13 protein-coding genes are annotated in these 12870 nt (G+C 39.7%); 3 read left to right on the top strand and 10 right to left on the bottom strand.

From position 1 onward, the window contains the following. Positions 1-56: 56 nt before the first annotated feature. Entirely contained in the window at positions 57-494 is a 438-nt protein-coding gene (fur, locus tag FTU62_RS08270; RefSeq protein ID WP_078193101.1) for a ferric iron uptake transcriptional regulator, read from the bottom strand. Positions 495-606: 112 nt separating this feature from the next. On the opposite strand from fur, the gene FTU62_RS08275 reads away from it, so the two are divergent. After that, a complete protein-coding gene (locus tag FTU62_RS08275; RefSeq protein WP_078193102.1) occupies positions 607-1005 on the top strand; it encodes an outer membrane protein assembly factor BamE in 399 nt (132 codons plus the stop codon). A 43-nt stretch (positions 1006-1048) separates the two neighbouring features. Here the strand turns inward: FTU62_RS08275 and FTU62_RS08280 are convergent, their stop codons facing one another. The 9 genes from FTU62_RS08280 to FTU62_RS08320 form a co-directional block, all read right to left on the bottom strand. Beyond that, the gene (locus FTU62_RS08280; protein WP_111885267.1) at positions 1049-1375 is read right to left on the bottom strand and encodes an RnfH family protein; all 327 of its coding nucleotides are present in this window, start codon (positions 1373-1375) and stop codon (positions 1049-1051) included. Next, positions 1375-2457 (bottom strand): hypothetical protein, encoded by a 1083-nt coding sequence (locus FTU62_RS08285; protein WP_180102403.1) that lies wholly within the window; start codon positions 2455-2457, stop codon positions 1375-1377. The genes FTU62_RS08280 and FTU62_RS08285 overlap by 1 nt, the downstream gene beginning before the upstream one ends. A 142-nt stretch (positions 2458-2599) precedes the next feature. Then, the gene (locus FTU62_RS08290; RefSeq protein ID WP_078190032.1) at positions 2600-3055 is read right to left on the bottom strand and encodes a bacteriohemerythrin; all 456 of its coding nucleotides are present in this window, start codon (positions 3053-3055) and stop codon (positions 2600-2602) included. 263 nt (positions 3056-3318) lie between these two features. Then, the gene (locus FTU62_RS08295) at positions 3319-4167 is read right to left on the bottom strand and encodes a class II glutamine amidotransferase (protein ID WP_180102455.1); all 849 of its coding nucleotides are present in this window, start codon (positions 4165-4167) and stop codon (positions 3319-3321) included. 208 nt (positions 4168-4375) lie between these two features. Next, positions 4376-5284 (bottom strand): acetylglutamate kinase, encoded by a 909-nt coding sequence (argB, locus tag FTU62_RS08300; RefSeq protein WP_078190033.1) that lies wholly within the window; start codon positions 5282-5284, stop codon positions 4376-4378. A 10-nt stretch (positions 5285-5294) separates the two neighbouring features. Further along, positions 5295-6719: a phosphomannomutase/phosphoglucomutase gene (locus FTU62_RS08305; RefSeq protein ID WP_180102404.1), complete on the bottom strand. Its 1425-nt coding sequence runs from the start codon at positions 6717-6719 to the stop codon at positions 5295-5297. A gap of 562 nt (positions 6720-7281) precedes the next feature. Then, the gene (dut, locus tag FTU62_RS08310; protein WP_078193106.1) at positions 7282-7734 is read right to left on the bottom strand and encodes a dUTP diphosphatase; all 453 of its coding nucleotides are present in this window, start codon (positions 7732-7734) and stop codon (positions 7282-7284) included. A 65-nt stretch (positions 7735-7799) separates the two neighbouring features. Continuing rightward, positions 7800-9839: a UvrD-helicase domain-containing protein gene (locus FTU62_RS08315; RefSeq protein ID WP_078193107.1), complete on the bottom strand. Its 2040-nt coding sequence runs from the start codon at positions 9837-9839 to the stop codon at positions 7800-7802. Between the two features lie 137 nt (positions 9840-9976). Beyond that, complete coding sequence (locus tag FTU62_RS08320) at positions 9977-10609, bottom strand: OmpA family protein (RefSeq protein ID WP_078190036.1); 633 nt, start codon at positions 10607-10609, stop codon at positions 9977-9979. Positions 10610-10856: 247 nt separating this feature from the next. Between FTU62_RS08320 and FTU62_RS08325 the strand changes: the two genes are divergently transcribed. After that, positions 10857-11780: an acyltransferase gene (locus FTU62_RS08325; RefSeq protein WP_180036149.1), complete on the top strand. Its 924-nt coding sequence runs from the start codon at positions 10857-10859 to the stop codon at positions 11778-11780. A 15-nt stretch (positions 11781-11795) separates the two neighbouring features. After that, positions 11796-12860, top strand: coding sequence for a preprotein translocase subunit SecA (locus tag FTU62_RS08330; protein WP_373423587.1), 1065 nt, complete (start codon positions 11796-11798; stop codon positions 12858-12860). Positions 12861-12870: the final 10 nt, after the last annotated feature.

The raw sequence follows: 12870 nt of genomic DNA on the forward strand, positions 1-12870 counted from the left end.
AAAAAAACAGACTTCACATGAAGTCTGTTTTTTTATTCATTCTCATCCGTATCGGATTATTTTTTACGATATGCTTCTTGGCATTCAGGCGCATCACAATAGCCATAAAGATTTAATGAGTGACCTGTAAGTTGGAAACCAAATTTTTCTGCCACTTGATGTTGCTCATGCTCAATCACATCATTAGTAAATTCCACCACTTTATTGCAGTTTTGACACACAATATGGTCATGGTGATCTTCTTGCATAATCTCAAAAACAGAATGATTGTTTTCAAAATGATGGCGTTGAATAATACCTGCAGCTTCAAACTGTGTTAACACGCGATACACAGTTGCTAAACCCACATCTTCACCCTGTTCAAGTAAAGTCTTATAAATATCTTCTGCGCTTAAGTGATGTTGTCTTGAATTTTCAAGCAATTCCAATATTTTAATTCGTGGAAGTGTAACTTTAAGTCCAGCTTTACGTAAATCTTGATTTGAAATAGGCATGAAAAAAGGTCTCTCAACAAAATTAAAGTTGGAATATGCAACAAAGTGTAGATGCAGTATGATCTATCCTTGGATCAAATGCATCATAATTAATTTGGGATAGTTTAGCAAAATGCAAAAAATCATGCTGACGTTATTCGTCACTTCATTGCTCGTAGGCTGTTCAACCTTGGGCGTTTATAAAGTTGATATTCCACAAGGTACACCTTTAACTCAAGCACAAGCGGCTAAAATTCAAGTGGGAATGAGCCACCAACAAGTTCGCTTTTTGCTAGGTAGTCCAACTGTTGCCGATCCAATGAATCCGTTACGTTGGGACTACATTTATAAGTATACCCCAGGAACATATGCTAAAAAAGCCAAGATTCCTGCTGCACATGGTCAACACTTAAAAATCTTCTTTGACCAAAACGGTATCGTTCAAAAAATTGAAGGCTTAGAAACCATTCCAGAGTCTCAACCGGGCTTACCAGGTTCTAAAGAAGCGATTTTAACTGCGCCACCACTATAATCGCTTTAAGATAAAAATAAACCCCTAAATTTAGGGGTTTTTTTTATAAGTACAATTGCTTGAAACGATTGCCTCGACAATAACGGCCGACGGGATTTTTCTTGGCGCGATTACGACGAATATCTTTCGGATTAATGGTTAATGCACGATAGATTTCGACGCGATCACCTGCTTCAAGTAACTGAGATGAATCGCTTACACGCGCCCCGAAGATTCCTAGTGTTAATTCTTCGGGTAAATCCACTTGTTTTCGAATGCCACTTTGCACAATAGCATCTTCAACCGTCATACCGGGATTAAAGCTCAGCGGAATTAATATCTGCTGTTCCACGCTCGCATAAGCGACCCATACTTGTAACTGAGCTGTCATTAGAATAACTGCCCAATCACAGCCACCAATGCCAATATTATTGACAAGGGCACTACGATACGTACGGCAATACGCCAAATATTATAAAAGGTTTCATGACTGAAGTTCATTGACTTACGTAGATGACTAATCTTCATAATCCACCCTGCGAAAATCGCATAAATCAGACAAATAATTAAGCCCCAAATCAACAAGGCAATATTAAATACTGGAACAACAGTGCTCAGTGCCCATACAAAAACCGCAACCAATAAAATCGCCCATTGCACTACTACGGCCAATTGGCGTTGTTGTAATTGTTCACGTGCCATTTGAATCAGCAATGCTGAAGCTGCGACTAAACCCACAACCAGTGCTAAAGCAGATACTTGTGCTTTTGCTGCGAAAAAGGCAAAAGCAATCACTGCCAAAAGTTGAGCGATCCAAATTGGAAATACCGTTTTGCTTGCAATCTCTTGTTGCTTCACGGCTGGTAAACTTGACTGCCAGTACAAGCCCATCCCCAAACCACTTGCTACGAGCGCCAAGACTGTTGCATTGCCCCACTCACTAAATTCGAGCGCAGTCATTTTCCATTCTGGCAATGCCGTTCCCATAACATTCGCCAAGACCACTGCAGCAATCACACCTATAGTGGTCAAGATCACTAAAAATTGGCGTGGTACAAACGACAATGCAAATGCAATCACTGCAAGGACAGCTAAAATCACGCTATAAGCAAAACCATTGGCTGTAAAACTTGCCACATATTGCGATGCGGCTGAAAGCATGGCACCTGCGAGGAATGGAATAAATACTACGGCAAGCCAACCCACCAAACGCCATTTTGGCGAAGCATCTGCATCACGTGTTAGCGAAGACAGTGCTTGAACTGCTGTAATTTTTGAACGTTTTGCTAAAGCAATTTCCAAATAACATAGCGGTAAAGCTAAAATAAGCATTGTACCTAGCCACAACAGCCAGAAATCTAGCTGACGTTCAATTTGAATACCTGTTACCGGTGCTAAAGTTGCAATAATGATAAAAGATAGACAGAACGCCATCAGTGGCGATAACCATTTCGACATCGCATTGTCCTGCATGACAAATTCCTTTGAAAATTCTAGCGCTATTTTGCCTTGCTGTGCCTTGAAAATCAAAAACAAAAAGCAAATCACCTTAAAGGTGATTTGCTGCGCAAATGATATTATTAGAATTTAATTGTTTTTATTTCATTTTTTGAGGTTATGAAAAGAAACGTGCAAACCAATTTTTGCCTTTTTTCTTTTCTTTTTCTTTGATGATACCCATCATATTTTCTTTAACCGCACCGACATAATCAGCATCATCGTGCTGAATATGGTTAATCAGCCATTTTGAAAGCACTTCATGTAATTCATTTTCAATCGCATGCCCCATTTCAAAACGGTCGCGGTAAGATTCAATTTTTTTAATAAATAAATCATGTACGCGTTTATGTGGCACACGATATTTATAACCCGCTTCTTCTTGTAAAGATTCTTCGAAGGTAAAATGTGATTGCGTGTAATCAATAATGTTTTCCAGAATTTGTTTTACACGATCACGATCTGTATTTGCGTCAATGCCATCAATTTCATTGATGTAGTCAAGAATCCGTTTGTGTTGATCGTCAATCACATCGATACCAGTATTGTATTCTGGAACCCATTTCATTTTCATTACGACCACCTATAAATATGAAGGACTTATCACGTAAATTTCATCATATAATTAAAGAACTTAAATAAAAATGAAGTAAAAAGGTTGGTTTTAATTGAAATACTGCCATTTATATTGTAATCAATTGTTTTTATTATGTTAATTTATTTAATCCCGAGTATAAAGCTAAGATATTTTTTAATCAATTCAATATCTTAGAAAACACCCTTAATTCAATAAAGTGTAAGATATTCATTTTTATAATGAATATCTTTCATTCAAAATTAATACTGATCTGCACGCGTGACGCGTTTTAAAGATGGGTCCAGCCGCTCACGTTCTAAACGTTCAACAACCGTCTTTGCAGCACGTATCGGACGGCCATGTTGAAATAAAATCATTTCACCCGGCTCAAATGCTGTCCAAACTTCGTTTTGCGTTAGGGGTTCAGTGGTAATCACGGCAACACGGTCTTCAGGCGTGGTGACTTTACTAAAATCGACTTCAACATCAATATCAATCAACTGTGCAGGTTGAAATGGGAACTCTCGAACCAGCCAATGCAGCTTGGTAATCGCATAACTAAATAGCGCCTGTCCATTCGACAAACAAAAATTAAAGGTGCCATGTTCTGCAATTTTCGGAGAAATTTCTAATAACAGATCAAACACCTGATCGAGTGTAGGTTCGGTATAACCAAAACGTTTCACCATTTGCTCGAGCAAATAGCAAAAGGCCAATTCACTGTCGGTATTGCCGACGGGGCTGAAGCGCCCTGTGAGCTCAGGCTGAAAGCCATGTAGGTCGCCATTATGTGCAAAAATCCACTGTCTGCCCCACAATTCACGACTAAATGGATGTGAGTTTTCAAGATTAATTTTGCCTTGTGTCGCTTTACGAATGTGTGCAATCACATTGCGAGATTTAATCGGGTAGTTTCGGATCAGCTCAGCAATCGGAGACTCTACAGCAGATTGATTGTCGACAAATAAACGACATGCTTTATCTTCAAAAAAAGCGATACCAAAGCCATCACAATGATCTGAGGTAATTCCTGCTCGCTGCGAAAATCCCCGAAACGAAAAAGTAATATCGGTGGGAGTCGCACAATTCATTCCGAGCAGCTGGCACATATTGATCATTTCAGCAGTAAATCTATGATTTCTCTATTGTGCATGACAGTTTTAGTTGTTGTAAATCTAAAATAGGCGCCATTATAAGAGTTTTTATAATCCAACAGGGCAAATACATTATTTGATCTTTTCAAAAGTTACTTAGCCAACTGATAAATAATAAAAAGCCTCAAAAGAGGCTTTTTTATATCAAAAAATGCTAAGTATCTTAAGCTTTTTTCACATTGGTTCGATTGGTGATTAATGTACCCACACCATGATCCGTAAAGATTTCAAGTAATGTTGCATGAGGTACACGACCATCAACAATATGTGCGCTGATTACGCCACCTTTGACTGCATCTAATGCACAGCCAACTTTCGGAATCATGCCGCCGTAAATCACGCCAGTTTCAATCAAACGATCGACTTCTTGGGTGGTTAACCCAGTCAGCAGATTTTTATTTTCGTCTAAAACACCCGTGATATTGGTCAATAGAATTAGCTTTTCCGCACCCAATGCTTCCGCCACTTTACCTGCAACCAAGTCAGCATTGATGTTATAGGTATTGCCGTCTTCGTCTACACCTAATGGTGCAATCACAGGAATAAAATCGCTTTGGGTGAACATTTCAAGTACGTCAGTTTTCACACCAACCACTTCGCCAACTAGACCTAAATCAATCTGTTTTACTGAACCATCTTCGGCAGTTTTTTCCATCAATAATTTTTGCGCACGGATCAAATTACCATCTTTACCGGTTAAACCAATCGCACGGCCACCGTGTTTATTGATTAAGTTCACAATCGATTTGTTCACGCTGCCGCCCAAGACCATCTCGACAACTTCCATCGTTGCAGGATCAGTCACGCGCATACCGTCGATACGATCAGACTCACGGCCTAATTGTTTGAGGAATGAATCCACTTGTGGACCACCGCCATGTACCACAATCGGATTTAAACCAACCGTTTTCAGCAGTACGATATCACGTGCAAATGAGCTCTCAAGCTCAGGATCGGTCATGGCATTACCACCATACTTCACTACCAGCGTCTTACCCGCAAAACGTTGAATATACGGCAAAGCTTCCGTCAGGATTTGTGCTTTGTCGATGCCAGTATGTTGATGTGGCATTTGCCTCTCCTTATTGAGCATCTGGAATGTCATGAGCAATGTCTGGATAGTGCTCAACTAACATGGAAACAAACAGATCTCGTATTTCTTTTAAGCGTGCTGATGAGTTGGCATCAAAGCGTAAAGTGAAATACTCACCTGTATTCGATGCTCGAATGATGCCAAATCCATCATCAAAATCAAGGCGTATTCCATCAATTTTACTGATTTGTGCCGGAATTCGCGCAGAATTAGCTTCAACCTGCTTTAAAACTTCCGCTGGATCATGCTGATGCGTACTGACATATAAATCTTCGGTACTAAAGCGCTCTGGATATTTCGCCAAAGCTTGTGACAATGTCAGTCCCTGAGCTTGAATATATTCTAAGACCCTTAAAGCAGCATATAGACCATCGTCATAGCCACCACCACGACCATCATTAAAAACATAATGCCCTGCGTATTCACCACCAAAAACCGCTTTGCCTTTAGATTGGGAAATATATTTTCGCAAGAAACTACTACCTGTTCGAATCATCACAGGCTGTGCTTCTAGATCACACACAGTATCGCGAATCATCGTTGAACATTTCACATCAAATACCACTTCTGCATGTGGTTTTTGAGTCAAACAAATTTCAGCAAATAAACATAATAATCGATCTGCAGAAACCACTTTGCCAGTTTCATCAATCAGTACTAAACGATCACCATCACCATCTAACGCAATACCAATATCGGCCTTTTGCAACTGTATGGCTTGGCGAAGGTGAGTTAAATGTTTGAGCTGTGATGGATCTGGAGCATGATCAGGGAAATGGCCATCAGCTTGGCAACGTAATGCCAAAACATCAGAGCCTAATTTGTTTAATAATAAGGCTGCACAATGCCCAGCTGAACCATGCATGCCATCGATCACAACTTTAAGCGGTTGCTGTAAATGAATGTCATCTAAAATAAATTTCTGATAGGCCAAACAATATTCAGGTTTGATTTCGTGTGGCTCAAGTTCAGTCATCAAGTGCACGCGTTCCGATGAAAAACAATTTCGTGCTTCGACTGCAACGTGTTGAATCATCTCCGGACAAGGTGGCTCACCTTTGATAATCCACTTGATACCATTATCTGATTTTGGATTATGGCTCGCCGTCACCATAATGCCATTGCCTTGAAATTGTCCCGCAATAAAATACAACATCGGGCTTGAGCAGCAGCCAATAATTTCCGCTTCAAGGCCAGCATCATGGCAGACTTTTTGAATTATTTTTGCATAGGTTGGACTGGTTAAACGCGCATCATAGCCAATGGCAAGTCTCTTTTGCCCTACATCTAAATATTGTTTGACTAAGCCACAAGCAATTGACTGAACTAAATCAGCATTTAAGAGCGATATTTTCCCGCGAATGTCATATGCACGAAAAATATGTTGCGGAAAGTGACTAAACAGTGAACCCATACTATGTTCTTCTAATTACATCTTTATTAATTAAAAAATCTAAAATTCTATTGAGAATTTAAGCTTTTAATTAAAGGATAAAATCCTGAAAAAAAGTGTAGCTTTTTTTATAACAAATTTAGTTAACAATCAATTAATAATATTTAAATACTGATCTAAAAATTACACTCACATTTATCCACTAATTTATTTTTAAAATTAAATCAATACCTTACATTAATAAAAATATCAATTTATCATTTAGTCTTAAATATTTTACTTTTCAAATATTTTTGATTATTTATTTAAATGTGTATAAATATAGTAAATCGATCAAATTTAAACCAATACACAAAATTCTAATTATTCTTTACCCTCACCCCTAAAATATAAACCAAGTAAACTCATCAGAATTAAAAATCCTAATAAGATCCAAAATACTCTAAATATAGATTTGAATTTGAATAAATTAAAATTTAAATAAAATGATATAAATAAAAACCATCACGAGGATGGTTTTTTATTAGCTACTTGATTTTAGGCATTTACTTGTCAACACACTGGATCAAAAGTCTCGCGCTGATTAGTTTTTACCTGTATGACCAAAACCGCCTGCACCACGTTCAGTGGCTTCAAACTCATCTACAATATCAAACTGAGCTTGTACAACTGGCACTAAAACATATTGTGCTAAACGCTCACCCGGCTCTAGGCTAAATGCAGTTTGGCTACGGTTCCAAACAGATACCATCAATTCACCTTGGTAATCTGAATCAATCAAACCAACCAAGTTACCCAACACGATTCCGTGTTTATGACCTAAGCCTGAACGTGGCAGAATTAAACCTGCATACTGCGTATCTTCGATATAAATCGATAGGCCTGTTTTTACCAGAACAGTTTGACCCGGTTCAATTACGGTGGTTTCTTCTACACATGCACGGAGATCTAGACCTGCCGAACCTGCTGTTGCATAAGTTGGCATTGGCCATTCCGTACCTAAACGTGTGTCGAGAACTTTAACTTGAACTTTCATGGTTCATTCCTGTTTCAATAAAACGAATTTCAAAAAAATAAATAAAATATTCTACGCATTAAGCTTTAACGCTTAATCAGCGCGCGTAAATTTTCTAAATAATGCTGTGCTTGCTGTTTAGGATCGATATCCCCAGCCAGCTTTTTCTTGCGCCCTAACCACTCCAATTCATCTTGTGGCAGTTCGTCCAAGAAACGGCTTGGTGTCATTTGTCGCATTTGACCACCGGCTTTACGTTGCTCTGCTAGAGTCATGGTTAAGCCTTGACGTGCACGAGTAATCCCCACGTACATCAAACGTCGTTCTTCCTCGACCGTGTCGGCAGCAATGGAATTTTTATGCGGTAGAATTTCTTCTTCCAGACCAATCAAATAAACGAATGGAAATTCCAGACCTTTCGACGCATGAAGTGTTAACAAATTGACTTTATCGGTGTCTTCTTCTTCTTGTTGCTGTTCTAACATATCGAGCAGCACCATTTTACGAATCACACTTTCAATGTTCTTTTCATCTACATCTTCAGCGCGGTTTATCAAACTTTGAATACTGCTATATAGCACTTCAATATTATCCAGTTTGGTTTTTTCCTGCGCAGGAGTAGCTGCAGATTCTTTAACATAGTCGATATAACCTGCTTCAATCATCATGCGACGAATGATCGGAACAGGTTCATCATCTTCTAATAATTCACGAGTAAAGGTCGAAATAAAGTCCGCAAATTCGGCCAATTGGGTTGTGGCTTTTTTCGGAATCGCCATGCTTAAGCGCTGATCCCCTGCTGCACTGAGTAAGGATAAATTACTTTCCTGCGCAAATAAGCCAAGCTTTTCCAAAGTCACAGGACCAATCGCACGTTTTGGCGTATTGATAATTCGTAAAAATGCACTGTCATCTTCAGGGTTGATGATCAAACGTAAGTAGCTCATCAAGTCCTTAATTTCAGCACGAGCGAAGAAAGACTGACCACCCGATAATTTATACGGGATCTGCATTTGGCGTAGCTGTGTCTCTAGAGCACGCGCTTGGAAATTACCACGGTATAAAATGGCGTAGTCTTTCCAATTTTTACCGTTCATCAGCTTGTGCGTAATCAAGTCTTTTACGACGCGTTCTGATTCATCATCGTCATTACGACAAGTAATCACGCGGATCACTTCACCATGGCCTTTATCTGACCAAAGCTTTTTATCGAAAATATGTGGGTTATTGCCAATAACTGTATTGGCAGCTTTTAAAATACGACTGGTCGAGCGATAGTTTTGCTCAAGCTTAATCACTTTCAGATTACGGAAATCTTCCTTCAATAAAGCCATATTCTCAGGCTTAGCACCACGCCATGCATAAATCGATTGGTCATCATCACCTACCGCAGTGAACTGTCCCATGACACCCACGAGTAATTTCACCAAGATATATTGCGCAGTGTTGGTATCTTGATATTCGTCGACCAATAAATAGCGGATTCGATTTTGCCAACGATCACGCACTTCTGCATTTTCTTGTAATAAGCGCGTCGGCATGACAATCAAATCATCAAAATCCACAGCATTGTATGCACGTAAATTACGCTCATACAGTTGATACAGATGTGCAAACTGAACGTCTTCTGCTGTTTCACAGGTGGTATGCGCTTGCTCAGGTGGAATCAGATCGTTTTTCCAATCTGAAATCATTTTCATGGCTTTGGCAATCAGCTCTTTACTTTCTGCACCGGATAAATTGTCGCGATGCATTAAATCCATCAAAATGCGTTTGCAGTCATCTGCATCTAAAATAGAAAAGTTATTTTTTAGTGGTGTATTTTTTAATTCCAAACGGAGCATGTTTAGCCCGAAGTTATGGAATGTAGAAACCGACAGCCCTTTTGCCTCTTCACGGCTCATCAGCTTCGTCACACGCTCTTTCATTTCACGCGCAGCTTTGTTGGTAAAGGTCATCGCGGTGATACGGTGCGCAGGAATACCACAATGCTTCACCAAATAGGCAATTTTACGGGTAATCACCGATGTTTTGCCTGAACCTGCCCCTGCAAGTACTAACAAGGGTCCTTGAGTGTATTTCATTGCTTCAAGTTGCTTGTCGTTCAACTGACTTGCCAGTGACATAGTCTTTCCTCTTATTAATTCGAGGATGATTATAGTCATCTGAAACGATCTTGCCTAATGCAAAATGTATTTTATCGGTCATTAAAAATGCCATAAAAAAAGCCACCCAAGGGTGGCCTTTCGTTTCGAACTAAAACTTATTTAGTTTCGTAAACTGAGATTTCTACGCGACGGTTTTGTTCACGACCTGCAGCAGTTGAGTTATCCGCTACTGGAGAAGTTGAACCGTAACCACGTGCAGTAATACGAGTTGAAGAAATACCTTGAGACGCTAGGTAGTTTTTCACTGAGTTTGCACGGTTTTGAGAAAGTGGGTTGTTGATCGCATCAGAACCTGTGTTATCTGTGTGACCGTGTACAACGATTGCAAGTTTGTTTGCAGTACCGTCTTCACGCAATACTTTAGCAACGTCATTCAACGCAGATTGGAACTGAGATTGAATAGTTGAAGAGTTAGTTGCGAAAGTTACTGATGGCATAACAAGGTTGATCGAACCATCTGGATTACGACCTACATCAACACCAGTACCAGCCAATTCTTGTTTAAGACGTTGTTCTTTCTTATCAAGAAGAAGACCAGCACCCGCGCCAACTACAGCACCAATTGCTGCTGCTTGACCCATTTTGTCTTTATCAGCATTAGAATAAGCAATACCAGCGCCTAAAAGAGCACCTAGACCAGTACCGATTGCTGCTTTGTCATATTCCATGTTTTGACAACCAGTAAGTGCCATTGCCCCAACTACTGCCGAAATTACTAGTGCACGCATTGCATGCCTCCTTCTTTGTGTTTTGTTGTATGGTTGAAATGATGAAGTAAAACAAATGGCTGAACCATTGATTTTTTGTTAATAATAAAACGTTTAGTTACAATTTGTAATATGAATACGAGATTTATTTGTTAATTCCATCACAATTTCTTCACAGTTCTGCAGATGCCCTTTTTTATTTAATCAACTCGAACTATATTTATTAGAATCAATCATTATTTGGACAATTTCCGCTAGGACTTTTTATATGTCATCTCAAACAAATAAGCAACCGACACTAAAAAAAATTAGCAAAGGACTTACCGTCGGTTCAGTTATGACAGGCAGTACTTTTTTCCATGGTCCTCCTGTACTAGCCCTTGGTCTAACCAAACTCTTTAAAAAATCAAAAAAGGTTGATGAAACCAACATAAAAATTACCAACAGTTGGCTCACGGTCAATAACTGGTTAATTGATCACGTTTTACCCAACACAAAATGGGATATCACCATCGATGAAGGCCTCGACTTAAATTTGCATGGTCGCTATCTCATGACCTGTAACCATCAGAGTTGGGTCGATACAACAGTTAACCAATATTTTGGTTTAACCCGTATGCCACTGACGCGTTTCTTCACCAAATGGGAACTCATTTTCATTCCATTTGTTGGACAAGCTTTTAAAATTTTAGGCTTTCCAATGATGAAACGACACAGCAAAGAACAAATCGCGAAAAATCCTGAACTTAAATATCGAGATATGGAAGAAGCGCGTAAATCTTGTGAACAGTTATTGAGCCAGCCTTTTACCCTGCTGAACTATTTGGAAGGCACTCGCTTTACCGCTGAAAAGCATGCGCAGCAGCAGTCGCCGTATCAAAACCTTCTTAAGCCAAAAGCGGGTGGTTTAGCACTAGCACTCAATATTTTAGGGGATCAAGTTGATGCTCTCGTAGATATGACCATCGTCTATCCAAATGGTGCACCAGGTTATGGCGAATTTTGGCTCGGTGAAGTTCCACGCATAGCCGTGGATTTACGTAAAATTGAAATTCCAACGTGGGTGCATGGCGGCAACTATGAAGATGATGCAGAATTCCGTGAAAAATTTCAGCATTGGGTAGATGAGCTGTGGACGGAGAAAGACCAACTCATTACTCGTATGAAAGCTAAATACTCAGTTACTGAATAATTAAGAAGAAGTTTTATGTCGCAGAACAGCATGCCGCAAAACAAGAAATCTAAATATCATCATGTCAATCCAAACAGTTGGTCATTCAAACTGTTTTTGATTTATGACATATTCATGGTGTTTATTATTGTTTTTAACTTGTTCTGCCTGTGCATGAACTTTTTCCTCATGAGCAATCTTGGCAGTTGGTTCTTTAACAGTATCCACCTGCCCGATGTGCTGAGTTTTTACCGTGAACATTTGCATCCGTGGGTGATTACCACCGAAGCGTGGTTCATTATCTTTTTGATTGTAGAACTGTTGGTGCGTTGGGCGATTGCCATCATCAACAAGCACCATCAGCGCTGGTTCTTCTTCCCGTTTATACATTGGTACGAAATTTTAGCCATTGTGCCGCATTTACGTTTCCTGCGTTTATTTCGCGCGGGCGTGATTGCCTATCGACTGTATGAAATGGGTTATCAGATCGTGCCATCGGCATGGCAAAAGAAAGCTTTGTTTTATTATCGTGTGGTGATGGAAGAACTGTCTGATCGAGTAGTACTTACCGTGTTAGATGGTGTTAAGCATGAGCTCAATACCAGTACAACCCATAAAGACCTAATTAGTAATCTTGTGCAGCATCACCGTGAGATGTTCACCCAAGTTTTAGCTGAGATTTTGCAAGAAAATTTAAGCAAAGAGCTACGTACTGAACGTGAATTGATCGCCAAAAATGTCGGACAAATCGTCAGTCAGGCCATCGAAGACACTCCAGAACTCACGCAGCTATTGCGCTTAGTGCCAATCGTTGGCAGCCGCATTGAACAGCAGATTCAAAGTATCGGGCAACGTTTAGGTGAAAATATTACCCAAGGTTTAATTTCCCCATTGGCTTATCCCAATACATCGACGGCTCAAAAACCCAATCTATATTTAGACATTTCACAGCGTGTTAGCCGTATTGAAATCGAAAATAATGCCCAGCTGGATGAGTTGGTTCGCTCTGCGGTTTTTGAAAGTCTAGAAGCTATTCGTAAGCAAGTGAAAGTAAAACAGTGGCAGCAGATTATGCAGGAGCAGGACCAAGCTACAGAATAAACACTTAGTC

Source organism: Acinetobacter sp. YH12126 (assembly GCF_013418745.1).
In the GTDB taxonomy this organism is placed as follows: domain Bacteria; phylum Pseudomonadota; class Gammaproteobacteria; order Pseudomonadales; family Moraxellaceae; genus Acinetobacter; species Acinetobacter amyesii.

What these genes read in the sequence shown, in the direction of transcription:
- FTU62_RS08330 (WP_373423587.1), top strand. Translation starts at nt 11,796, where the DNA reads ATGTCGCAGAACAGCATGCCGCAAAACAAGAAATCTAAATATCATCAT.
- FTU62_RS08285 (WP_180102403.1), bottom strand. Translation starts at nt 2,457, where the DNA reads ATGCAGGACAATGCGATGTCGAAATGGTTATCGCCACTGATGGCGTTC.
- FTU62_RS08305 (WP_180102404.1), bottom strand. Translation starts at nt 6,719, where the DNA reads ATGGGTTCACTGTTTAGTCACTTTCCGCAACATATTTTTCGTGCATAT.
- argB (WP_078190033.1), bottom strand. Translation starts at nt 5,284, where the DNA reads ATGCCACATCAACATACTGGCATCGACAAAGCACAAATCCTGACGGAA.
- FTU62_RS08290 (WP_078190032.1), bottom strand. Translation starts at nt 3,055, where the DNA reads ATGAAAATGAAATGGGTTCCAGAATACAATACTGGTATCGATGTGATT.
- FTU62_RS08325 (WP_180036149.1), top strand. Translation starts at nt 10,857, where the DNA reads ATGTCATCTCAAACAAATAAGCAACCGACACTAAAAAAAATTAGCAAA.
- FTU62_RS08275 (WP_078193102.1), top strand. Translation starts at nt 607, where the DNA reads ATGCAAAAAATCATGCTGACGTTATTCGTCACTTCATTGCTCGTAGGC.
- dut (WP_078193106.1), bottom strand. Translation starts at nt 7,734, where the DNA reads ATGAAAGTTCAAGTTAAAGTTCTCGACACACGTTTAGGTACGGAATGG.
- fur (WP_078193101.1), bottom strand. Translation starts at nt 494, where the DNA reads ATGCCTATTTCAAATCAAGATTTACGTAAAGCTGGACTTAAAGTTACA.
- FTU62_RS08320 (WP_078190036.1), bottom strand. Translation starts at nt 10,609, where the DNA reads ATGCGTGCACTAGTAATTTCGGCAGTAGTTGGGGCAATGGCACTTACT.
- FTU62_RS08280 (WP_111885267.1), bottom strand. Translation starts at nt 1,375, where the DNA reads ATGACAGCTCAGTTACAAGTATGGGTCGCTTATGCGAGCGTGGAACAG.
- FTU62_RS08295 (WP_180102455.1), bottom strand. Translation starts at nt 4,167, where the DNA reads ATGTGCCAGCTGCTCGGAATGAATTGTGCGACTCCCACCGATATTACT.
- FTU62_RS08315 (WP_078193107.1), bottom strand. Translation starts at nt 9,839, where the DNA reads ATGTCACTGGCAAGTCAGTTGAACGACAAGCAACTTGAAGCAATGAAA.